Annotated in this window: 24 protein-coding genes and 2 pseudogenes; 12 read left to right on the top strand and 14 right to left on the bottom strand. The window is 62.3% G+C overall.

Features of this window, described 5'->3' with window-relative positions:
* The first annotated feature begins 295 nt into the window (after nucleotides 1–295).
* Nucleotides 296–841 carry a PAS and ANTAR domain-containing protein gene (locus J7I84_RS07120; protein ID WP_251046251.1) on the top strand — a complete coding sequence of 182 codons (546 nt, stop codon included), beginning with the start codon at nucleotides 296–298 and terminating at the stop codon, nucleotides 839–841.
* Nucleotides 842–1,842: 1,001 nt separating this feature from the next.
* Nucleotides 1,843–2,472 carry a hypothetical protein gene (locus J7I84_RS07115; RefSeq protein ID WP_311381093.1) on the top strand — a complete coding sequence of 210 codons (630 nt, stop codon included), beginning with the start codon at nucleotides 1,843–1,845 and terminating at the stop codon, nucleotides 2,470–2,472.
* Nucleotides 2,473–2,619: 147 nt separating this feature from the next.
* Here the strand turns inward: J7I84_RS07115 and J7I84_RS07110 are convergent, their stop codons facing one another.
* Nucleotides 2,620–2,925 carry a hypothetical protein gene (locus J7I84_RS07110; protein ID WP_214942615.1) on the bottom strand — a complete coding sequence of 102 codons (306 nt, stop codon included), beginning with the start codon at nucleotides 2,923–2,925 and terminating at the stop codon, nucleotides 2,620–2,622.
* A 626-nt stretch (nucleotides 2,926–3,551) separates the two neighbouring features.
* Between J7I84_RS07110 and J7I84_RS07105 the strand changes: the two are divergent.
* From J7I84_RS07105 to J7I84_RS07095, 4 genes and pseudogenes are all read left to right on the top strand, one after another.
* Nucleotides 3,552–4,283, top strand: a pseudogene (locus J7I84_RS07105) (plasmid pRiA4b ORF-3 family protein).
* 219 nt (nucleotides 4,284–4,502) lie between these two features.
* Nucleotides 4,503–4,598 (top strand): annotated as a pseudogene (locus tag J7I84_RS21475) (AsnC family protein); the annotation flags it as partial.
* A gap of 150 nt (nucleotides 4,599–4,748) precedes the next feature.
* Complete coding sequence (locus tag J7I84_RS07100; RefSeq protein WP_214942613.1) at nucleotides 4,749–5,342, top strand: hypothetical protein; 594 nt, start codon at nucleotides 4,749–4,751, stop codon at nucleotides 5,340–5,342.
* 92 nt (nucleotides 5,343–5,434) lie between these two features.
* A complete protein-coding gene (locus J7I84_RS07095; protein ID WP_214942610.1) occupies nucleotides 5,435–6,001 on the top strand; it encodes a recombinase family protein in 567 nt (188 codons plus the stop codon).
* 468 nt (nucleotides 6,002–6,469) lie between these two features.
* Here J7I84_RS07095 and J7I84_RS22020 read toward each other — a convergent pair whose 3' ends face one another.
* Nucleotides 6,470–6,814, bottom strand: a complete 345-nt coding sequence (locus J7I84_RS22020) for a hypothetical protein (RefSeq protein WP_396020043.1) — start codon at nucleotides 6,812–6,814, stop codon at nucleotides 6,470–6,472.
* A 3-nt stretch (nucleotides 6,815–6,817) separates the two neighbouring features.
* Entirely contained in the window at nucleotides 6,818–7,273 is a 456-nt protein-coding gene (locus tag J7I84_RS07090; RefSeq protein WP_214942607.1) for a prevent-host-death protein, read from the bottom strand.
* Nucleotides 7,274–7,525: 252 nt separating this feature from the next.
* Here J7I84_RS07090 and J7I84_RS07085 point away from each other — a divergent pair, with 252 nt between their 5' ends.
* Nucleotides 7,526–8,887, top strand: a complete 1,362-nt coding sequence (locus J7I84_RS07085) for a plasmid pRiA4b ORF-3 family protein (RefSeq protein ID WP_214942933.1) — start codon at nucleotides 7,526–7,528, stop codon at nucleotides 8,885–8,887.
* A gap of 39 nt (nucleotides 8,888–8,926) precedes the next feature.
* On the opposite strand, the gene J7I84_RS07080 is transcribed toward J7I84_RS07085, so the two are convergent.
* Nucleotides 8,927–9,187 carry a GlsB/YeaQ/YmgE family stress response membrane protein gene (locus tag J7I84_RS07080; RefSeq protein WP_214942605.1) on the bottom strand — a complete coding sequence of 87 codons (261 nt, stop codon included), beginning with the start codon at nucleotides 9,185–9,187 and terminating at the stop codon, nucleotides 8,927–8,929.
* Between the two features lie 216 nt (nucleotides 9,188–9,403).
* On the opposite strand from J7I84_RS07080, the gene J7I84_RS07075 reads away from it, so the two are divergent.
* A complete protein-coding gene (locus J7I84_RS07075; protein WP_214942603.1) occupies nucleotides 9,404–9,610 on the top strand; it encodes a hypothetical protein in 207 nt (68 codons plus the stop codon).
* A 332-nt stretch (nucleotides 9,611–9,942) separates the two neighbouring features.
* Here the strand turns inward: J7I84_RS07075 and J7I84_RS07070 are convergent, their stop codons facing one another.
* From J7I84_RS07070 to J7I84_RS07030, 9 genes are all read right to left on the bottom strand, one after another.
* Complete coding sequence (locus tag J7I84_RS07070; protein ID WP_214942600.1) at nucleotides 9,943–10,422, bottom strand: Hsp20/alpha crystallin family protein; 480 nt, start codon at nucleotides 10,420–10,422, stop codon at nucleotides 9,943–9,945.
* Nucleotides 10,423–11,437: 1,015 nt separating this feature from the next.
* Nucleotides 11,438–11,863, bottom strand: a complete 426-nt coding sequence (locus J7I84_RS07065; protein WP_214942597.1) for an Hsp20/alpha crystallin family protein — start codon at nucleotides 11,861–11,863, stop codon at nucleotides 11,438–11,440.
* Nucleotides 11,864–12,263: 400 nt separating this feature from the next.
* Nucleotides 12,264–13,040, bottom strand: coding sequence for a DUF2382 domain-containing protein (locus J7I84_RS07060; RefSeq protein ID WP_214942594.1), 777 nt, complete (start codon nucleotides 13,038–13,040; stop codon nucleotides 12,264–12,266).
* A gap of 67 nt (nucleotides 13,041–13,107) precedes the next feature.
* The gene (locus J7I84_RS07055) at nucleotides 13,108–13,419 is read right to left on the bottom strand and encodes a DUF4235 domain-containing protein (protein WP_214942591.1); all 312 of its coding nucleotides are present in this window, start codon (nucleotides 13,417–13,419) and stop codon (nucleotides 13,108–13,110) included.
* Between the two features lie 255 nt (nucleotides 13,420–13,674).
* Nucleotides 13,675–13,938 carry a hypothetical protein gene (locus J7I84_RS07050; protein WP_214942588.1) on the bottom strand — a complete coding sequence of 88 codons (264 nt, stop codon included), beginning with the start codon at nucleotides 13,936–13,938 and terminating at the stop codon, nucleotides 13,675–13,677.
* A 451-nt stretch (nucleotides 13,939–14,389) separates the two neighbouring features.
* Nucleotides 14,390–14,527 (bottom strand): hypothetical protein, encoded by a 138-nt coding sequence (locus J7I84_RS07045; RefSeq protein ID WP_214942584.1) that lies wholly within the window; start codon nucleotides 14,525–14,527, stop codon nucleotides 14,390–14,392.
* A gap of 211 nt (nucleotides 14,528–14,738) precedes the next feature.
* On the bottom strand, nucleotides 14,739–15,251 hold the full coding sequence (locus tag J7I84_RS07040) for an SRPBCC family protein (protein WP_214942581.1): 513 nt from the start codon (nucleotides 15,249–15,251) through the stop codon (nucleotides 14,739–14,741).
* Entirely contained in the window at nucleotides 15,248–15,451 is a 204-nt protein-coding gene (locus J7I84_RS07035) for a hypothetical protein (RefSeq protein ID WP_214942579.1), read from the bottom strand. Before J7I84_RS07035 ends, J7I84_RS07040 begins: the two co-directional genes overlap by 4 nt.
* Nucleotides 15,448–16,368, bottom strand: a complete 921-nt coding sequence (locus J7I84_RS07030) for an NAD(P)-dependent oxidoreductase (RefSeq protein WP_214942577.1) — start codon at nucleotides 16,366–16,368, stop codon at nucleotides 15,448–15,450. The genes J7I84_RS07035 and J7I84_RS07030 overlap by 4 nt, the downstream gene beginning before the upstream one ends.
* A gap of 359 nt (nucleotides 16,369–16,727) precedes the next feature.
* Between J7I84_RS07030 and J7I84_RS07025 the strand changes: the two genes are divergently transcribed.
* The 3 genes from J7I84_RS07025 to J7I84_RS07015 all read left to right on the top strand — a co-directional run bounded on the left by J7I84_RS07025 (nucleotide 16,728) and on the right by J7I84_RS07015 (nucleotide 18,924).
* Complete coding sequence (locus J7I84_RS07025) at nucleotides 16,728–16,946, top strand: hypothetical protein (RefSeq protein WP_214942575.1); 219 nt, start codon at nucleotides 16,728–16,730, stop codon at nucleotides 16,944–16,946.
* Between the two features lie 533 nt (nucleotides 16,947–17,479).
* A complete protein-coding gene (locus J7I84_RS07020) occupies nucleotides 17,480–18,001 on the top strand; it encodes a hypothetical protein (protein WP_214942572.1) in 522 nt (173 codons plus the stop codon).
* 509 nt (nucleotides 18,002–18,510) lie between these two features.
* Entirely contained in the window at nucleotides 18,511–18,924 is a 414-nt protein-coding gene (locus J7I84_RS07015; protein WP_214942569.1) for a CBS domain-containing protein, read from the top strand.
* Nucleotides 18,925–18,995: 71 nt separating this feature from the next.
* On the opposite strand, the gene J7I84_RS07010 is transcribed toward J7I84_RS07015, so the two are convergent.
* The gene (locus J7I84_RS07010) at nucleotides 18,996–19,493 is read right to left on the bottom strand and encodes an HAD domain-containing protein (RefSeq protein ID WP_214942566.1); all 498 of its coding nucleotides are present in this window, start codon (nucleotides 19,491–19,493) and stop codon (nucleotides 18,996–18,998) included.
* 91 nt (nucleotides 19,494–19,584) lie between these two features.
* Here J7I84_RS07010 and J7I84_RS07005 point away from each other — a divergent pair, with 91 nt between their 5' ends.
* Nucleotides 19,585–19,863: a hypothetical protein gene (locus J7I84_RS07005; RefSeq protein WP_214942563.1), complete on the top strand. Its 279-nt coding sequence runs from the start codon at nucleotides 19,585–19,587 to the stop codon at nucleotides 19,861–19,863.
* The last annotated feature ends 616 nt before the right edge of the window (nucleotides 19,864–20,479 follow it).

Here is a 20,479-nt window from a genome sequence, read left to right as displayed (position 1 = left end):
CCTCCTGGCGGTGGACCCGGTTTTTGTTACGACGGCGTTCTTCCTGCTCCGGATGGCCGAAGAGAGCTCCCAGGGTATCTGAACGCCTGTTCCGGCTCGCACCTCGTCACCGCACAAGGGTTCGCACATAATGGATGCCAAGCGCATCCGACAGGTAGATGCTTGGCCCGTCGGAGGGGTACCGGAAGGCAGGGGAGTACTGATGACGTCAGAGTTCGACACGTACCTTTTCCCATTGGTCGCTCACGGTGCATGCCCGTCTGGCACGTTTGATTTACACTTCGGATCGGGCCGTATGGACTGGACCGAAGGAGTGTACGAAATCCACGGCTTCCGCCGCCACCAGATCGTGCCCACTGTGAAGCTCATGCTGGCCCATCAACACCCCGAGGACCGGGAACCGCTTCAGCGGCTCCTGAAAAAGCTGGCGGAAAAAGACGGCCAGCTTGCCTTGCTGCACCGGGTGATCGACACCCGGGGACGGCAACGGCAGGTGTTCTCATCCTTCAACGCCGCACCCGGCGAACACGGCCGGGTCGAAACAGCGACAGGCTTCATGGTCGACCTGACCCGCAGCATGCACGAGGAGACGCGCCAGACGGCCGAAGACGCGATCCACGGGGCACTCGGCCACATGGCCGTCATCGAACAGGCCAAAGGCATCATCATGGCCCTGCTCTCGGTCAGCGGTGAAACAGCCTTCGGCATCCTGACCGGGCAAAGCCAACACACCAACACCAAGCTGCACATCCTGGCCGCCAATCTTGTTAACGCGATCGAAGCGGGAAATGGCGCCGCGGTGGTGCAGACAGTGAGGGGTGCTCAACGGACCCCGTCCTGACGGGTCCACCCAAAAAGGCGCAGCACTGGCAGGTACAGATGGATTCTGTCAGCTGCGCTTTTCGACCGGCCGTACCTCCCAAACTGCCGCAGGGCACTCCGCACCGGCGAGCTGCCCAGCATTTCCACCGTGTGGATCCTCCACGCCCGGCATGAGCAAAATCTGAACACAAAGATAAAGAGCGATACCGCTCCGGGTTCCGGTACGGAACTTTCTCCCGCATCGTCAGCCTGCCGACACCCGTAAGCGAAAACGACATCAGGGCGACCTCGCCGACGGGGTCCGCAAAATCCGCAGTCCGCTGCCTGACGAAACGCCCGGCACTACCTCACCGGAGATACCGGACCCAGCACCGGCGCTAATGGCAGCTCAAGCGGAACAGCGGCGGACAGGGCCAGCCCGGTGAACGGGGATTGCTCGAGAAGAGCTGCGGGGCCAGATTCTCCAAGGTCTGCCACCGGCCGACTTTGCCCATGACTGCCGCGCGCATCAACTCCGATTCCAGGACCAGGGTCATGGGCGAGCGGCTCAGGACGCGGCCATTGAGCTCAGCGGTCCCGCATGCTCCGCCAGCCAGGCCGCGGCTTGGTGCACCCCGGGTACAGGCCCATACTCTGTCCTGGCCGGCATCGGTGGCGTAAGAGCAGTACAGGCTGAGGGACGGAGAGTTGTGCGGGGCCAACGGCCGGGGAAATCGCGTGGAGAAGCGGCTTTCAGCCGGTGCGGCCATGGACGACGTTGGCGTACCGCGTCTCTCTTGACCGGGGCCACGGGCGACGGCCATGCAGGTCCCTAAAGTTGCTTGGACCAAGGAGCGCAACGTGAAAACCGTTCGCGGAACATCAAGAAACTTCCGGTATCGCTTACCGCTTGCAGCGGCTTTTGCCGTGATTTTGGTGCTTCATGCAGTCCCAGCGGAAGCTGGTACAGGCGCGGGTCCCGGCAACGACGTCTCTTGGCCGCAGTGTGGAAAAGCGCTGCCAAAAGGCCAAGCCTTTCGGGTGGTAGGCGTCAACAACGGCCTTGCGAACACGACCAACCCCTGCCTTGCCACCGAACTGTCCTGGGCTGGTGCATCCACCGGCGGGACGGGGCAGCCGAAGGTCGCGCTCTATGTGAACACCGCTAATCCGGGGTCCGCGGGGGCTTGGTGGCCGACCAGCAATACCTATGCGGGAACAACGGTGGCCAACCCCTACGGCCAATGCAACAGCGGATCGTTTGGGGCGGCCTGCTCGTACATGTACGGCTACGCCAAGGCGTACGACGACGCCAACAGCCGTGGCGTAAGCAATCCTGCCTCCTATTTCTGGTGGCTCGACGCCGAGACCGGCAACAGCTGGTCCGCCGACAAGGCCGCGAACCGAGCCGACCTCGAAGGCATGACGGCCTATTTCGCCAGCATCGGTGCGACGGCCGGAATCTACTCCACGAGCAGCCAGTGGTCACAAATAGCAGGCACCGTTCCCTCCTCAAGCCCGCTCTACACCTCCAGGAGCTGGCTCGCGGGGGCCAGTTCCTTGACCTCGGCGAAGCGGATGTGCTCCTCGGCCCCGCTGACCGGAGGCGGGAAAGTCTCGCTCACTCAGTACGTCTCAGGCGGCTTCGACTACGACTACTCCTGCATTTGAGCTCCTGGATCTGGGCCGGAAGGTCAGGTCTTCATCAAACGGGTGCACGACCCAGCAGGGTGGTTCTCCCTGTCCACGACCTGGCTCAAGCCAAGGCAATGGTGCCGGCCGGCCTCACTGGAAGGAGTCGGCGAGTCTTGAGGGAGGTTAGAACTGGTCGGGGGAGTCCACTGAATCCCCGACGATGATTTCGGGGGTTTTGTCGGCCTCACCACCGACTGAACCGATGAACGCCTGCAGTTCGGGGTCGCTAAAAAACTTGTCGAAGGCGGCCTTGGATTCCCATTCGTCGTTGACGAAGACGAACCCGTCACCGATACCGAACCTATGGTGAATGGCGCCTGCCCCCTGAGCTCGCGCGCTGATCGTTTCGAACTCTTCCGCGCGTTCGTTCAGTGCCGCCGTGAAGGCGGTTGTATCTGCGAAAATCTTGACGCCGACAATGATAGACATGATCAGGGCCTCCTCTGGCCTCTATTTTTCTTCTGGTATTCAGATCCCGCTAAAGCTCAACGGGTGGAAACGGATGTGGTCCACCTGCGATCAGGGGGACCTAATGATCACCTCCCCGGTAACGCGATCAGTGGCGCGGAAGGTGGTCAGGGGAGGGTGAAGCGGAGTGCGTAACCCCTTCCACGCGCGGGATTTCCTGTAAAGGCAAGGACAACCATGATGGTCATCGCCTGTAGGTACCAGGAGAGAAAGTCTCCCAAGGCAATGGCCTCTGAAGTGTGGTCTACTCCGAGAAAAACCGCACGTCAACCTCCTTATGCTGATTCGTCGCGCTCGAGTGTCCATGGCCAATAACCTCTGCGCACGGGCGGCCAGTTCTCCTGAATGGCGATGGCCAATAGATCCGTCCACTGATTGGTCGGGCGGCTGGACGCAGGGAGGCCCGGGGAGGAGTTGACCGGCGGCGGATCGTGGGTTGTCCACGATCCCGAACGGACCCACTCGCCGCCGGCCCTGCGGTGCTCCCCCAGGCCAAATCACGAGCCGCCGTCATATCTTTCGTTAAGCTGGCGATTTCCGGCGGGGGGAGAGGGCACGACCTTTGGGCAAGACCGGGGCCTGGAAGAATGACCTGCATGAAGAACGCTAAGGGCGGGATGGGCGGCGGATCAGAGTCGATGCTGGAGGTTCGCGTGGAGCTGCTTGACAGCGAACCCGAAATCTGGCGCAGGCTCGAAATCCGTGGATCAATGGCACTGAACCAGCTGCGCCTTGTCCTGCAGGAGGCCTTCGGCTGGGCGGACGCGCACCTGCACAGGTTCACAACTGATGATCCTTTCGCCCCGCTGCGGCCGGTGGCTGGCTAAATCCCGGAAGTCCCGCAGTGGCTTCCCAGGCGGCACTGCGAAGAGCCCTCGGACAGGCCTGAGGAAGGTTGCTCCCTTGACCAACTGCTGGCACTGGGCGCCGGCGCAGCATTTTATGAATACGACTTCGGCGACAGCTGGCTGCACCGGCTCGAACTGGTTTCGCAGCACCCGGTAAACGAAGGCGCTCCGCAGGCCGTGGTGCTGGACGGTGCCCGCCGGGGCCCGCTGGAAGACTCCGGAGGATGGCCAGGGTACGAGGAGATCGTGGATGCCCTGACCGACCCGTCGCATCCGGACCATGCCGAACACTACTTGTGGGTGGCCGAGATCACCGGTTCGGATGAGCCTTTTGATCCTGTCTTCCTGGACATCCCGGCCGCTGTCGGACCTGTTCTAAGACCCGCAATTTCAGGGAGAACAGACTGCGGGCCGATGCCACGCGCAGCCCCTTCCGGGGCCTCTCCCCCGGGCAAATTAAAGAGCCGATAACCTATGTTATGTAAAGTAATGTACTTCAATCTTCAACTAACCTTTACTTTCAGCTTTGCACCACATGCTCAACAGCACTTGACTTAAGTGCACTGAAGCGGCGGAGACAGCTTCAGTGCAGCACCTCCCGGCCCTTCCCGTCAGATAGCAAAAAGCTAATGCGGGATCTAAGTCGCAGGAGGCGACAGCCTGTCCATGTGATGTTGTTTGACGGGCTTCAGGAGAGCCCGTCAGGCCGGCCGCTCCTGGGAAGCAATCGCACTGTGGCTGGGAGTAAGCAAACAGGCGATCCACCGCAAATACGGAAGGCGATAGGTGCTGCTTCTGGTTCTGGCCGAACCCATGAGGGCTTGCGGGACGGGCTCTCCTGCCTGAGCCACTACTGTAGGAACTGCCGACGCGTTTCGTGCGGCGTGACTGCGGAGCCAAGCAAAGTCTGGAGGCTTGATCCCTTGAAGGAGTTCCGTGTCGGACCTTGTCCCGGAGTATCTGACTTATGACTACCGCTGCACCTTCCGGGGGGTTCCCGGTGTTCATCACGACCCGGACGATTATCCGATGTTCTGGACCGTGAAGGTCAAGGGCCGGGTCTGGGACGACGAGGATGACGGCGACGGCAAGGAAGTGACCGTCGGCGAGGCCGAGCTGTACATCGTTCCGGACGCAGGCATCATCGACCTCTTCCTGACCCTGGACGCGGTGAACCAAGAGGTCGCCAACGTCGGCGAGATGCTCACCGTAAAACGACCCGACCTGATCCATGACATGAGCCTGGGCGGGGATCTGCTGATCCTGTCATGGCTGAAAGTCGCACCGAAATTCCGCGGGAACGAGCTTGGCCACTCGATATTGAAAGCGGTCCTCAGCACGATTGGCAGGTCATCGACGAAAGTCATCATCGAAGCCACTCCCCGACTGACCGACAACGGCCCCATGGAAGGCAGCCCGGAATACCTTGCCGGGAAGGCCGCCCTGCGCCGGTACTGGGAAAGCTTCGGGTTCCAGCCGGCCCACGGCGACTACCTGGTCTTCGACGACATGACCGACGGCATCGACTGAGCCGCGTCACCTCGCCCCCCACGCTCCGGATCTTGACGTTCCCCCGCCACCCCACGACACTCGATTTCACAAGTCAAGGGTGGGAGGCGGCCGTGAACGGTCAGCGCATCGGCTACGTGCGGGTCAGTACGCTCGACCAGAATGAGCGGCGCCAGCTCGAGGGCCACGTCCTGGACAGGGTCTTCACTGACAAGGCCTCCGGCAGGGACACCGCGCGGCCGCAGCTGACAGAGCTGCTGCGGTTTGTCCGCGATGGTGACACGGTTGTTGTACACAGCATGGACCGGCTCGCCCGCAATCTCGATGATCTCCGCGCCCTGGTCCAAAGCCTCACCCGGCGCGGGGTGCGGGTGGAGTTCCTCAAGGAGCAGCTCGTCTTCACCGGCGAGGACTCCCCCATGGCCAACCTTATGCTCTCGGTCATGGGCGCCTTCGCCGAATTTGAGCGGTCCCTGATCAGAGAACGCCAGCGCGAGGGCATCGCGCTGGCCAAGCAGCGCGGCGCCTATAAAGGGCGGAAGAAAACCCTGACGCCGGAGCGTGCGGCCGAATTGGTCCAGCGCGCCGGCAACGGGATCCCGAAGGTCGTCCTTGCCCGCGACTACGGGATCAGCAGGGAAACGGTTTACCAGTACCTTCGCCAAGCCACATTGGAGTAGGACCGCTCGTCCCCCGCGTTGCCAGCCAACCTCAAGGTTTGCCCTGCAAAGTTATTGATGGAACTTCGGCCAACCGCTATTTGGCCGGAGTCTCGCCAATTCCTGCGGCGCACGCCGCAACGGTTGCACACGCCGCCTAACGCTTACGACCAACCGCCACCCCACCGTTCGGCGCGCTTCACGGCCGGATCGCTCGGCGGAAAAGGTGCTTCGGCAGCGCCGGCTTTGCAGCATCTTGGTCGTAGGAAAAGGCACGCGAGCAGGGTCCCTTAAAGAACTCCCCTTTTCTGCGCGGCCAAGGGGGACCGCCCGCCCGTCGTGCAGGCCCGCCGAGAATGCTCTGTGAAACGGACTAAGCCTGGGGATTCCACGGGAACGCCTCATGGCTTGCGGCGTAACAACGACCCGACCGGCGACCCGCAACGGATATCGTCGCTTCCGGGAAAGTGGTCATTGTTCGTAAGGCTGCTATGACTTCGTTTCGTTTGGGTGGCTCGTATGGACATGCTCCAAGTAAACAATTTGGCCCACGACGTAAAACCAGATGCGTGCGTCACCTTTCAGAGTCGGCTTGTGCTGCCACCTGTCGTGGGTAACACCGTCTCGTGACAAACGGCCCAGCTCACCACGCAGTTGGTAATTGGTCGGTGTCGTCATTTGCGGTGTCCGCGTCAGGAAGTCCCACGAATCTACCAATGCGTTCCTGGTTGTGGCTTTCAGGTCCGTCCACCCGCGCTTAGCCTGCACAGAAGCGAACCGAAGCTCATATTCGCTTTTCTTCGTCGGCCTCTCGACCTTTTCGTTCTTCGCCATTCCTTAGGGGCGCTCGACAGTTTCGGTGTCATCAAGCCATTCGATTGTTTCCTTGCCGAGCCCAGCGGCGATGGCAGTTGCTGTCTCACGCCAGGCATTTAGTTCCGCGACGGCTAGATGGGGCTGGTTCGTGGCAAAAGAGGCTCGCGCGGCCGCCACGATTTCTGAGGAACATGCTGCGCGGTCTGCCTCGCTCAAGGCAAGCATCCACGGAAACCGATCGCTCATTCGGGTTGCAAGTGTTCCCTCGGCGCTGGTGGTAACGGCGATTAGCTGCGCAGCTAGTTCCAGTAGCGAAGCCCGTGCCCGGTCAGCGCTCTCGGACATCAGCACTAGAGACTCCCCATCACGGCGAGTGATCTGAATCGGGTGATCGGCTGCAGCAGCAAAGGCCTCGGCGGAGGCGCGGCTTAACTCGGAGGACTGGAAGGTCGTTCGGGACGTGACTACTGCACTCATGACTCAACTTTACTTCAGATCACGTTCTGAAGTCTATCGTGCGATGCCGGCATTCAGGGGAAAAGTTCACCCGGAGCGTCAATGGGTCAAGAGCGTGCAGTCGTCCTCAGCAGCAGCTCAACGTGACCTACGCTTTATTGGCGTCCACAGCCCGGCGGATACCGCCACACCCGGCCTGTCGCTTCACCCCAACATGGGGGCTGGCAGGATGGTGCTGTGACGGTACGAGATTCAAATCCAGATTTCGGCGGAATGTTGCTGCGGGCGAAAGTCTCGATCGTGGGAAGCGAGCCGGCCATCTGGCGGCTCCTCGACATCGACCCTTCCCTGACCCTGGACAGCGTGCACGATGTCCTGCAAATCGCTGTTGGCTGGCGGGACGTGCATCTGCACTCCTTCACAGACACCGATCCCTTTGTTCGTTTGCGTGCTGTTAACGGGATCGTGCGGGAACCACGTCGCTGGGTCTCCCAGGATCTGCTTGAGGACAGTGATGATGACCTCCCGGAGACGGATTGGACCCTGGACCAAATCCTGTGTCCCGAGTCCGGTCCCATGTTCTATGAATACGACTTCGGGGACAACTGGATCCATCGCCTCGAACTCACCGGGAGCGTCCCCGCCCCCGCCAACGCCCCAAGAGCGCGGATCCTTGACGGCGCACGGCGGGCGCCACTCGAAGATTCCGGCGGAATCTATGGCTACCAGGACCTGCTCGACGCCCTCGCAGACCCCGACCACGAAGAGCGCGCGAACCTTCAGGCCTGGGTCGCCTGGACAGCCGGGCCATGGCAGGAATTCGACCCGGAACAACTGGATATCGATGCTGTGAACAACGAGCTCGCCCTGATGTTCGCCGCCCCCTCTGCCAACGAACACGGCCCCGGAAGTGAGTCACTGACCCAGGAACTCACGAACCGGATGCCTACCGGCCTTCGACGCGAATTCCGGTCCTACCTGCACGCCGCCGGCCTCGACGGCCCCGCAACGGTCGAAGCAGAGGTTGCCGAGGCGATGACCGCCCCCTACCTCTGGCTCACCCGCCGCATCGGGCTTGACGGTCTATCCCTCACCGCTGCCGGGTGGCTGCCGCCGACCGTGGTCCGCGAAACAATGACAGAGCTAGGCTGGGCCAAGGACTGGATCGGAAGTGCCAACCGCGAGGACCAGACCCTTCCCGTCCTTCAGCTGCGCGAAAGCGCCCAGCGGCTCGGTCTGATCCGCAAAATCAAAGGCAAACTCGTCCTCACATCCGCCGCCAAACGGCTGCTCAACGATCCCGTAGGGCTTTGGCTTTACCTGGCAAAATCCATCGCCCACCGGCACCGTCATGATTCCGAGCGTGACGCGGCGCTGTTACTCCTGCTCGAAGTCGCTGCAGGGAAACGAACCGAATGGGCCGATCACCTTGAAGCCGTCTCCTTCGGCCTCGGCGCACTCGGCTGGCGCAGCCACGCCGGAGCCGAACTCGAACCGAATACCGTCCAAACACTCCTCGTCGACACCTACGAAGTCCTCCTGAACCTCGGCATCTTCGACGGCCGCCCTGGGCCAGAAGTACCCACCATCAAGACGCCTTGCCAGGCCTTCGCCCGGGCAGCACTCCGTTCGTAACAACCTGGACGCTGCTCAGGGGTGCCCCCACGCACGGCGCTATCGGTGAATACCCCGCCTGGAAGAAAGCCCTTCCGCTACCCCAATCAAAAGAACCGCCGCGATCACCGCGGCGATGAACCCGAGAAAGTTCAACTCAAAGATGCCGCCGGTCCCCAAAAGACTCGCGACGACTCCCCCAATCACAGAACCAGCCAAGCCAAGCAATAACGTGGCAAACAAACTCAGGTGTTGCTTTCCCGGCTTAATCAGGCGTGCAAGAGCACCAATGATCAAACCGGCGACAATGAAACCAATCACAACTTCCTCCTACATCCGCTCCCAAAACAATAAGCATACTTAGTATTTTCTTGCAGGGGTAGGCCCTTCGGTGTCTCACATTCTTGCCTGGCTGATGCACTCCCGCGTCACAAAGGTCCGCATTCCGGCTCCCTCTTGCCGCGAGTGCTCGCGGGAATGTGAAGGAGCTTTTGCCTTAGCCTGTCGCATCCGCCCCGGCTCGATTAGTCTTTTGCGATGGCTGACATGGAATTCAAGCGACGCTTGAACCAGGTGGATGAGCTGTACAACGACCTCTATGAATTGCGGCAGCGCGGTGATGAGGCTGGCAAGGAAGAGATCGTCTTGGCCGAGATGCGTCTGGATAACGCTTGGCGGGAGCTGTACGCATTCATGGGGCTGCCGTTGTCGCCTGACGCCGGTATCGCGGATGGTTCCGAATAAACGCCACCACTGGTTGCAGCCCGGCTGCCCGCAGGTTTGTAGTTAGGACCATCGGATGGCCAAACGCAGTTGGCGCCCCCGCGCGGGCGTACTTGTCCCCTGGCGCAAGGCAGAGGGTAATGCGGATCCGATCTTCAGCTGCGGTAGTCGCAGCGCCAGTTGCCCTTCGCAACTGCCTACCCGCCTGAGCCGGGTTGCTGGGAGCGGCAGCCGCGCCCGGACCGGACCGGCTTTCACAGTCCGGGCGCGTTGCCTTCGTACCCTGGTTTGGTGCAACGGGCGGGGCAACACCGGGTTTATGTCGAGCACAGTGGGTCGTTGCCGGGTGCGCGTTAGGCCGCGGGCGCTGCTGTTCCACCTGTGCTGCCGGTTGAGCCGGTGCCCTGTCCTACTGTGCCTGTGCCCCGGCTGACGGGGATCTTCCGCGAAGCAGTACCGGGTGTTTGTTCGGGCATCGGGATGCGGACTTCGAGGATTCCGTCGTCGTAGGTCGCACGGATGTCGCTCTCGCGTACGGGCCCGGGCATGGTGACGGTGCGGGAGAACGTTCCGTACCGGAACTCGGTGCGGAATCCCTCCTTGTCCTTGTGTTCAGATCTCTCTTCGTGCCGGACCTGGATCCGCAGGTCGTTTCCGGCCGACTCGATATCGACGTCCTTGTCGGGGTCGACACCGGGGACCTCGGCCTTGACGACCATTGCCGCGGCGTCACGATATTCCTCGACCCGGAGCCAGGAAGCCATGTCCCCTTCAAGGAATCGGCGGAAAGGTTCAGTGATGTCAGCGCCGCCCCAGCGCATGATGTTGGCCATCTCAGCCACCTCCTTTTCTATATCGCCCTGCCCTGGCAGCCTGCTGACGGGCAGCAGCACTCCTTGTCGTGCTAATTGTCGGTTTCGGTGTGGGCATGTCGTTGACTGCGGGCGCCTGTGTGCCCCGGCTTACGAGTTCGCCGTAGATCCGTGTGACTCCCCCGGAAACATACTCTTCATACTGTCGTTGTTTGGGGCCACGATGAGCAGGTCCAGGAGTTCGCCCTGTGACAGTCCGGAAGCGTCGCTGACCTCCGCCACCGACCGGGAGCCGCCGGTGAGAAGGGCCGAGGCCGATGCCCGCAGCGCCGCGTACGCGGTGTCGAGGGTGGCCTCAGCGGCCCGATCACCCGTGCCAGGGACCTTAGTTGATCAAGTTCTGCATCCATGTTCATCCCTCCCCCGTCGTATCCAGTTCATTATTGGGCGTCGAGGGCCCTAGCCCGTGTGTGCTGGGCCCATGTCCCGGACTGGACCAAGCGCCTGCACCGGTGCCGGGGTTCCTTTACTGCTCCAGCACGCTGTCGACCAGGTCCTTCAAAATTTCGCAGAAATCCCGGGCGCGGAATGCGGTGACGGGGGCCTCTGCCCTGGGCTTGCCGGACGGGCGTTCGCGACCGCTACCGCCTCAGCGAAAAGTTCTGCGGTAACGGCCGGGACCCGTTCGGGTTCGAGGGCCAAGATGTGCTCCAGCATGGATCGGGAGGGTTCCCGATCTCCCCGCTCGGATCCGCTCTTAGCCGGCTTGGCCCCAGACGTGCCGTGGCTGCCTCGAAGCCCCGGGCAACATCGGGCGCGAAACCGTCGTCCATGTACTGAATCGTCATGTATTCCTGCCTCCGCTCGCCCCGGACGGGTTGGGAGCGGTCCCCGGGGTCGCGGGCAGCCGGGGACCGCCTCTTGGAAAGGTTGTTCTTTGCTTTGCCCTGATTCAGCCCGGCCTAAAGGACGCTATGACGTTCTTATGGATTGACCGGCCTCGGGCAGCCTCGGCTTCGCCTCCTTTCTGTGCCGTTTATGCGTTGATTTGCTGCTGTCCGCCAGCGGCGGAGGTGATTTGGATTTTCCGGGGCTTGGCCTTTTCGGCGACGGGAATGCGGACGGTGAGGACTCCGCTGTCGTAGCCGGCCTTCACCTGCTCTGTATCCAGCGCCTCGCCCAGGATCAGTTGCCGGCTGAACACGCCGCGCGGGCGCTCAGCAGCGATCAGTTCGGCGCCTTCTGCGAGGGTATCGTTACGTTCGGCCCGGATGGTCAGGATGTTCTTGTCGACATCGAGGTCGATGGACTCCGCCTTCACGCCGGGCAGGTCAACGGCGACCACGAATTCATTCTCTTCGCGCCAGGCGTCCAACGCCATCGCGGCAGGATGCGCTGCCGTGCCCAAAACCTGCTGCGTCAGCCGGTCCAACTGGCGGAGAGGATCACGCATCATCAACATGACATACCTTCTCGAATAATCAATCGACCGGATTTATATCCGCTGACATAGATTTTCTAGCACTAGCACTAGAAGTTTTCAAGGGCCTTGCCGTTTGAAGGAAGACCGGCTTCGAGCCGCAGATGCGCTACTCCAGACAGCCGGTTCCCGCGTACGGGTACGGGGAGGGCCGGCTGCAGCGAGCTGCTGGCAGCGGATGTTTTAGGGATTGGTTGTCAGGGGCTTTCCACCCTTTACGGTAGCTGGTTCACGGTTCCATCGGCCGCCCAGGTCCTCTGGAATGGACCTGTCAATACCGGACCCGCGACGCCGGAACCGGTAGTCGCTCCCGGTAATGGTCAGCGCTGAAGGAGGAGCCCAGTGGTGCCGGCCGGGCCCCTTTCCCTGTCTGGGGTATCGGTTAGCGGCGGGTGTCGTCGGTGCCTTCGGTGTCGATCTGTTCCTTGCGGACTTCCTCGTCGAGAGTTTCTTCACCGGTGACGGTTTCCTTGTTCAGGCGGACTCGTTCGACGGGGACAGTTTCTTTCTCCACGACAGGGCGTTCCTCGTGCAGGGTCACCTCGTGTTCGCTTTCGGTGAGGTCCGGCCCGGACAGGGCCTCGTCGCGGTTGGCGTCGGTGATCGGCTCCCGTTCGATCCTCGCTTCCTCACGTTGGACCGGAACGGTCTGGGTGACATTTTCGGTCGTGATGTATTTACGCAGCCGCGCCGCGCCCGCCTGTTGTTTCTCGGTTCCCACATTCAGGCGCTCCTCCGACCGGGTCATCGCATCATCGGTAGTGCCTCCGGCCGTGTCCCTGCCGGTGCCGGTGGTCTCGTCACGGGTGTCGGTCGTTGCGTCGGTATAGGTGCGCTGGCCGCCGCCGAGCCGGTAGTGCTGGTAGAGCCGGTCTTCCTCGGCCGGGTCCAGATGCCCGTCCGGGTCAACACCAGGGGCGTCCTTTACCTGGTCCTTGCTGTAAGCCACGACGAGATCCTCGCCCTGCATCCGGGCACCTTCAAGCGGCACGAAGGACTCCCGCGTGCCGAACAGGCCCGTCTTCACGGTGACCCATTTCGGCTGGCCCGTGTCATCGTCCGAGTAAACCTGCCCCACCGCGCCGATCTTCTCCCCGCCGGTACCCAGCACGTCTCCCCTGCCGTCGAGAAGGGCATCGATATGTTCATTGCTGATCATGGTTCGCTCCTAGAATTTTCAATACTGGATTCTGGTATGTGGCGGAAAAGCCGGCACGGCAGCCCTCCTAACGGGTCGTCCCGGCTGTCAATCCCCTCGCCGCGCTCCGGTCCAGGCCTCGAAGAGCCGCGGGTGCCGTCCGGTCCAGGACCGTCTTGATCACGGCGAACATAGCGCCCTGAACGGCGGCGCCGATAACGATCTCTTTGAACCCGCCGCCCCTCGAGAAAGCTTCGGTTTCGTCCCGGCCCCGGGGTGCGGTCTGCTTCCACAACTGTTCAAAAACCTGCCCGGCGAGGACGCCGCTGATCAGGGCCGTGGCCAGATGGATCGGCCGGTTCTGGCTTGTCGGTGGCGTGCTGATGGTTTTCTCAGCCATGACATCCCCTAGGAGGAACAACAGGAGCCGGACAGCCGGGGTACCCTCGCCCCCGGTGACTATCCAAACTACTCCGAACACCTTCACGGTGTAACCCGGTGTGGGCTTATTTCCCAAGACGCTTGATACCTGGCCTATAGCGCTCCCCGCGACCTGCCCGGCGAGGACGCCGCTGATCTGTGACACGGCCGGCTGGATCGGTCGGTCCAAGCTTTTCCCTGGTGATGCTGATCGTGGGCGCCATCGTGACTCGGTTCAGCCATTCCAGGTCACCGTGATTTCCTCGCCCGCGGGCAGCGCGGTGACATGCAGGGACAGATCCAGGCCCTCCGGGGCACGGGTGGGGTCAGAACCTGTCAGGGCCGTGACCTGATCGATCAGCAGGCTCACTGCCTGGGCCAACGCCCGGCCCCAGTCAGCCGGACGGGTACTGGAGGCCTGCACCCTCACCGCCAGCGACTCCACCTCCCCCGTACGGGGCACGATCTGCGCCGGTCCGGTCTCAGGCCCGCTTTCCATTTAGCCTCCTCCCGCCGAAAGGCATTTTCTTTAACCAGTTCCGGGTACGGGGATTGTTGAACTGCGGGTGTGATCAGGATGCGGCGGGACCGGCCCTGGGTCAGGACCGGGCAGCGGCCCGGGTTCGGGATACGGATCTGGCGGTGGAGGGGTCGGGTCCGGAGAACCAGGCCCGACCGGGCCAGGATCCGGGGGGAATGGATCCGGTTGAGGGAACGGAGGAATAGTCATGGGCTGCTCCTTGTGAGGCCACGGCAGGGCCCGGATACCCGGGGACGCCGGGATCAGGATACGTCCGGGCCTTTCCGAAGAACAGAGTGAGCAGGCGTGGATCGTCCTGATGGCGCGGCCCTACTCGGCCCGCAAACGCCGGTTCAGTGTCACCGTGCCCCGGTTGACCTTCATGGCCCCTGAGGTCGTGTCGTGAAGTGAGCGGTCTCTTCGGCATGCCTTAGCGAGAGATGGCGTCATCTTGCAGGACATCGAACCCTGTCGAGCGCGAGTGCAGCGTCGGGGTCACACCGTACTCGTTGAGCGCCTGCTTAATTGCTTTGGCCGAGAAACCCCCGCCAATGATCGCCATTTCCATAGGTGCTGCCACCCCTTTGCTGTTCGTAGTTCGACACCGGATCTCAGGGCCCATGGGTTCGCTGTCTCCACAGCTTTCGACTTTAGAGGTGTATGGGTGTTGAACCGGGTGTCTTCTTCGGAGACCGCCTTACCCTTGGGACGTCAAAGTGCATGCCGCTGTGTTGGGTTCGGCTCCAGCAGACGCTGCACCACCCGCCTGGAGCTGGCTGTCAGCGTGCGGAGTTGATGTGGTCCGCCTCTGCCAATCGCTTGAGGTTCTTCAGCTGACGGCGGGCCATGGGCAAGTCACCGATGGCCAAGGGAATCGCGTACCGATGAGCCCGATCCAGGAGGATCTTCAGCAGCAGGCGGGTCGAAGAGTCCTCGGGCGTTAAAACATAGGACATCGTCGCCCCCATAATTCGGACCGTGAGGTGCTCGCCGGGGAGCACCCCCAGCACGCGCCCGACTTTAAACCGCCCGGCCACACAGGAGAATCTTTCTCCGGGCTTGTGGTCTGGAAGTGTCCGGAGTTGGCGGGGTGATCGATGCCCCAAGTTGTCCAGCCAGTCGTAGGAGTACGGCGCCAGCTGCAGCTGGCGCAGCCGGCGCCACACCACAGCAGGTGGGGCATTCACGGTGATACCCCGCCAGAGTTCGATCGTGTTGACGGGCGCATAGTGATCGCAAGGATAGTCCCGCTCGATCTCGGTCTGCGTGACCCCCCAGCTTGCGCCGATCACGGGATCACCACATCCATGTGCTCCTGGAGCGGGGACGGGGAGAAGCGCGGATTCACCAGGACAGCCATATGTGTCAACCCGCCGCGTGACCTCCCGGTCGTTCCGTTGGACCAGAATCTTGATTCAAGCACATCAAGGGTCCGGTAGGCGGCCGCGAACAGCAGCGACGGAAGCTCTTCCGGGGTGTCCCTTGGCTTCACGCCAGTACTTCCTCGAACCCCTGACGCCACGTGGGGTGGCGCAGCTCCCAGCCGAGCTCCTGTTTGGCTTTGACGTTGGAGAAGCCGCGTCCCTCCGTCATCATAATTACCGGCACATCGCCGGCCAGTGGCCGGGCCACCCATGCTGGTACATTCCTCGGCGGTTTGGCGCCGGCACAGGCCGCAAGATGTGGGAGCCACTCGCTGGCGGGCGCCGGCTCGTCGTCAACGATGTTGAAAACGCCCGTTGTCTTCTTCTCCACAGCCAGTACGGTGGCACTTGCTGCATCGTCGAGGTGCACCCACGATGTGTAACCGGCCCCTCCCCCGATGACCGGGAATCGTCGCTTGCGCACCGGATCGACCAAGGCATCGATAGCACCCGGCCCGTAGAGCCAGCCATACCGCAGGGCAGCACCGCCCGTTTCGTGGACTGCTTTCTCGACATGGCGGACGGCCGCCATCACTGGCTGTGCCGCCGTCCCCGCCATGGCATCCAGTGAGTCATCCTCGCTCTTCACCCATCCACCCTGACGCGTTCCGTTCCAGCTCCCATAACTCTGAGCAACGAAGTGGGAAACACCTGTCAGTTCGGCGGCGGCCAGGAGGTGGTCCGTTCCCTCAGTACGCAGTCGGTTGGTCGTGGCGAACCACCGGTCCATGTGCTTCATATCTGGCTTGCCTGCCAGGGCGGTCAGTTGGTGGACGATCGTGTCGGGGCGGGCTGCGGCCACTGCTTTTCGGACCGACTCTGCATCCAGCCCGTTCATCACTACCGGCCCTGCCCCGAGCTTCGCCAACAATTCCAGCTTGGCTGGCCCTGTAGTGGTCGCATACACCTGGTGCCCTCTGGCAACCAGTATCTGCACCACGCGCCGCCCAAGAAGCCCAGTGCCACCTGCTACAAAAACTCGCATCTCCATCCGCCTTCTCGAATCAAAAGTGTGTTCACGTTCTGAGACGAGACGGCCTCGTCCCTGTGTGCACATGAGGCTGCGCCGGTCCCCGGCACGAGCAGCTTTTCGCAGGACGCCTTGACCTCCCGCATGACGTGCATCACACTCTAGATGACGACTTGACGGAAAGGCGTTTTGGTCCAGTTTGAAGCATCTTCTCCGCCCGTCAAGGGAGAAGACGCCGCACCACGTGACGACAATGTGCACTGGCTGGGGGGCTTGTGGTGCGGCCTTGGACGCGGAGGGGACAGCGTGGTCCCCCGTCCCCTCCGCCCTTGCATTATTTTTCTCCAGCCAGGAATGACAAGGGGGTATCCGTGATGGGCATTGAAAAGTTGTGGGACCAGCTCGAGCCGGAAACACGGCAATGGTTCGTAAGTAATCCGGGATGCAAAACCCTTCCCCGAGCCGTCGTGGCCGCCATCGAGAAGGCCACCGGAACCCAGCTTCAACAGGACCGTCACGGCGAAAGCATTCTGGCACCCGAGGACTGCGACTTCATTCGCTCAGCAGCAGACCTGTACAACGCACGGCCGTAGCCAAAACAACGCGAAACGTACGACGGACGGAGGATGCCGCCGTCATACGCCCTGCATTCCGGACGCAGCCGGGTTGCGTGCCGTCTTTCCCTGGCTGGTCCTGACCGGATGAAACATCGCCGGAGTCATGGTCACCACAATCGGCCCCTTCGGCCAGCCAGGAGGTCGTGCACATAGAAGGCTCCCTCGACCCAGAGCCCGAGCCGGTCCGGGCCGGCGCGGGCCACGGCCGCGCCGGCCACACCACAGTCATGCTCAGGGTGGACACGGATGGTACTGGGCAAGCGGCAGCACGAAAAGGTATCGCGTGTCGGAGCCTTTGGTCATGCGGGAGCGTTTGTGGCCGGAAGCACCCGTGCTGGGGCCGACCGGCGGGAGCGGATCCCCCGGCAACGTGGACCGAGCACAACCGCTGCTTCTAGGGAACGTAGGGCGGCCCGACCATAGAATTAAAGTGGTGACGCAGTCCCCCAAGACGTGGTGAAGGAACCACTGCCTGACCGCCCAACAACTCAACAAAAGGACGTGGAAGCATGACCCTGATCCCGTCCAAGGGCGCCGGTCCTGGCGCGAGAGTCTCAGCCTCTTTCATAGCGGTCATCATGCTGGCGCTGCTTCTTACCGGCTGCGCGCCGGCAGAGACGGGCTTACAGCGGAACGCCGCCAGCCAGCTTCAGAGTCGCGTCCTGAGCGTGAGCCAGGCAGCCGCCGCCAATGATCCCGCTGCTGCACTGAAATCTCTTGACGTACTGGAAGCAGACTTGGCAACGAGTGCCCGCGAGGGCGAGGTTTCAGAGCAGCGCAAACGGAGCATCTCCACCATCATCGCCGATGTCAGGAGTGACCTCACCGAGGCACAGACGGCTGCGGCGAAAGCGGCTGAAGCTGCGGCAGCAGAAGCCGAAGCAGAAACAGAAGCTGCAGCCACACCGCAAGAAGCCGCCCCCGTAGTACCGGCTCCGGCGCCCATCGTTCCTGTCCCTGCCCCCGCGGCCCCGGTACCCGCTGACCACAGCAAAGGCAACGAGGGCAAGGGTAAGGGCAAAAATGACTGACAGAGCCAGGTGCGCAGCCGCCTAAAGGCTGCTCTCTGGCATCCTGCTGCTTACTCTGTACCGTCGTCCTGTGCTTCAAGGTGTTTGGCCATGGTCTCAACGGCCTGGTTCCACCGGGCTGTCAGGGCCTGTCGACTCAGTGGTTCGAACATGCCGGCAAGCACCCTTTCCAGCGCGTCGTATGCGGCGTCTTGGCCCGCTCCTGCGCCGCCGGGCTGTAGTAGTTCATGCCCCTTATTGGAAACAGCCGCGCCAAAAGATGACAAACCTGGCCGCTTCACGGCGGCGGGTCCAGAGACACTTCCTCACCTCAAAGCAGGACGGCGGCCGGCGGGCTGCCAATTGCAGCGCGTCCGCTTTCCCGGGTCAGCAAGTATTGATTTCGCTCTGGACACTGATAATGCGCGTCCCTACCTTTAATTTGTGACCGCAATGCGCCTGGCGTGACAGGACACCGGCACGCCCGGATGCGACTTAAATACCGGAACTACCAACATCAGGAGAGCGCCATGCCTACAGTCCGTGACATCATGACCGGCGGCGTTGAGTGCATTGGTGAACATGACACCCTCGAAGCGGCTGCCCGGAAAATGAAGGAGCTTGACGTCGGTGCATTGCCCATCTGCGGGGAGGACAACCGGCTCAAAGGCATGATTACTGACCGTGACATCGTCATCAAATGCTTCGCCGAAGGAGGAGACCCCCGGGCAGCCGTGGCCGGTGATTTCGGGCAAGGTAAGCCGGTGACGATCGGCGCAGATGATTCGATCGACGAAGCGATCAGGACGATGAAGGATCACCAGGTTCGCAGGTTGCCGGTCATCGACGGCCATGACCTGGTCGGTATCCTCACCCAGGCCGACGTCGCCCGGAACTACCCGGAAGAGCGGGTAGGAGAGCTCGTGGCTTTCATTTCCTACTAGCCCTGCATCTTTCGAATTGCCAGTGTACCGGTCTGGCCGTCCAAGACAACGCCCCGGCGGCGGCATCGACGTCAGGGGGCGGGGTTTCGGTCCTCGCCGTTGATGAAAACCTGCACCGCCACAACGTGGGCTTCGGTCAGGCCGTCTTCCGGCTCCGGCTTCTCCAGCAGGACGGGGTGGTGGTACTGGTGGGCCCAGTCGTGCACGTCCTGCCCTAAGGCATCGTCTATCCACACAATGCCGTCCCAGTCCGTGTCCCCTTCGGCTTCCATCTTGGCCAACCACCTGACGACGGACCCCAGCTTCGGCGTCTGCTGGTCCTCATCGTCCGGCTCGGGCGTTATGGGCACCCGAAGCGGTTTCGGCTCGAGCTCAAGTTGCTGTTCGAGGCTGTCGACGAAATCATCAGCCGATGTCGAAACCCAGGCAATCCTGCCTTTGGTGGCGAGCCGAAGCACCAGGGCGGCCTTCAGGTCGGAAAGATGGGGATTGGGAGCATCGGAGCTGTCCTCTGGCTGGACCTTCGGGTTGAGTACGCCATTGATATCGAGGAGGATGAGCGGCTTCATGACGAGACCATAGCCCCTCTCCAGCGCGGGCGGTAGTTGTAGGGCGTCGATTCCGCTCGCCCACATCGAGGTCCACACCCCGTCCGCGGCCGTGGACGTCTGGAAGGACGACGAGGGCGAGCTGAGCATCCACATATCAACGGCCTGCCCGAAAGTGGCACGGCTCATCGACCTGGGCCGGGAACCATCCATCACCCCAGGGCCCGAGCACGCCTGGATCCGCGCCCTGGTTTGCGAGGCGCTCTACAGCGCGATGGGCCGGTACGGGCTCGATGCCTACACAAAGATCATCATCAGCAAGTCACGCGGCCGGTTCGACGTCTGCGAGATGGCCCACACGGAACTCGGCGCGGGGCGGGTCCTGGAGTAGGCAGCCGACGGACATGCTGGCAGATGGTCGTGAGTTAGGGTGCCGGGATCGGGCAGCGGTCCTCCGCTGCTTGCGTTCCGGCCGTGAACGGTAGACGTGGCCCGGCACCAAAGGTGTCCCGTCGAAGATCTGCGGAACTGTGACAAGGCGGTACGCCGCGCACTGGCCCTCCGACGTCATCCTGGGCTCCGCCCTGGGCGCCAGAGCAGCACCTATTACGAAAAGAGTGCGCCCCGCCCTTCGCAGCTGACCAGCTGATGAAAACTCTTGCGACCCTGCCCAGGTACCACATGTGCCGCCGGCAGACAGGGTGAACTCAAAGTGATGGGATCGTTTCGCCGAGGGAGGCTCACCATCTTCCAATCAGGACAGGCCGTAAGCCGCCGCTGGGCGAGCACCAAGCTCGTTTTGCCCAACCCAAGACAAAGGGGCTGGCGGGGCCATGCGATTGACGCCGCCCCTGATTAGCCGGTGGGCCTAGACGATATGAGGTGGGGGGCGCGGGGCTTTGGCCGCGTCCGGGATCGGTCCATTATCGCCGGGCGGTCCCGCAGCGCCGGCTTTGGTGTAGTCCGTGGCTGTTTGGATTGTGGGCGGCGCGGCGGGATCTGATCCC

Origin of the sequence: Arthrobacter sp. ISL-85, assembly GCF_018613675.1 — a bacterium.
GTDB lineage: Bacteria > Actinomycetota > Actinomycetes > Actinomycetales > Micrococcaceae > Arthrobacter.
This window is presented reverse-complemented; position numbering and strand designations above follow the sequence as displayed.

Excerpts from the sequence above, each read along its gene's own strand:
- J7I84_RS07015 (WP_214942569.1), top strand. The coding sequence starts at position 18,511 with ATGCCTACAGTCCGTGACATCATGACCGGCGGCGTTGAGTGCATTGGT.
- J7I84_RS07030 (WP_214942577.1), bottom strand. The coding sequence starts at position 16,368 with ATGCGAGTTTTTGTAGCAGGTGGCACTGGGCTTCTTGGGCGGCGCGTG.
- J7I84_RS07110 (WP_214942615.1), bottom strand. The coding sequence starts at position 2,925 with ATGTCTATCATTGTCGGCGTCAAGATTTTCGCAGATACAACCGCCTTC.
- J7I84_RS07020 (WP_214942572.1), top strand. The coding sequence starts at position 17,480 with ATGACCCTGATCCCGTCCAAGGGCGCCGGTCCTGGCGCGAGAGTCTCA.
- J7I84_RS07010 (WP_214942566.1), bottom strand. The coding sequence starts at position 19,493 with ATGAAGCCGCTCATCCTCCTCGATATCAATGGCGTACTCAACCCGAAG.
- J7I84_RS07120 (WP_251046251.1), top strand. The coding sequence starts at position 296 with ATGGACTGGACCGAAGGAGTGTACGAAATCCACGGCTTCCGCCGCCAC.
- J7I84_RS07045 (WP_214942584.1), bottom strand. The coding sequence starts at position 14,527 with ATGGAAATGGCGATCATTGGCGGGGGTTTCTCGGCCAAAGCAATTAAG.
- J7I84_RS07090 (WP_214942607.1), bottom strand. The coding sequence starts at position 7,273 with ATGAGTGCAGTAGTCACGTCCCGAACGACCTTCCAGTCCTCCGAGTTA.
- J7I84_RS07060 (WP_214942594.1), bottom strand. The coding sequence starts at position 13,040 with ATGATCAGCAATGAACATATCGATGCCCTTCTCGACGGCAGGGGAGAC.
- J7I84_RS07025 (WP_214942575.1), top strand. The coding sequence starts at position 16,728 with ATGGGCATTGAAAAGTTGTGGGACCAGCTCGAGCCGGAAACACGGCAA.
- J7I84_RS07055 (WP_214942591.1), bottom strand. The coding sequence starts at position 13,419 with ATGGCTGAGAAAACCATCAGCACGCCACCGACAAGCCAGAACCGGCCG.
- J7I84_RS07050 (WP_214942588.1), bottom strand. The coding sequence starts at position 13,938 with ATGGAAAGCGGGCCTGAGACCGGACCGGCGCAGATCGTGCCCCGTACG.
- J7I84_RS07075 (WP_214942603.1), top strand. The coding sequence starts at position 9,404 with ATGGCTGACATGGAATTCAAGCGACGCTTGAACCAGGTGGATGAGCTG.
- J7I84_RS22020 (WP_396020043.1), bottom strand. The coding sequence starts at position 6,814 with ATGGCGAAGAACGAAAAGGTCGAGAGGCCGACGAAGAAAAGCGAATAT.
- J7I84_RS07070 (WP_214942600.1), bottom strand. The coding sequence starts at position 10,422 with ATGGCCAACATCATGCGCTGGGGCGGCGCTGACATCACTGAACCTTTC.
- J7I84_RS07085 (WP_214942933.1), top strand. The coding sequence starts at position 7,526 with ATGTTGCTGCGGGCGAAAGTCTCGATCGTGGGAAGCGAGCCGGCCATC.
- J7I84_RS07065 (WP_214942597.1), bottom strand. The coding sequence starts at position 11,863 with ATGTTGATGATGCGTGATCCTCTCCGCCAGTTGGACCGGCTGACGCAG.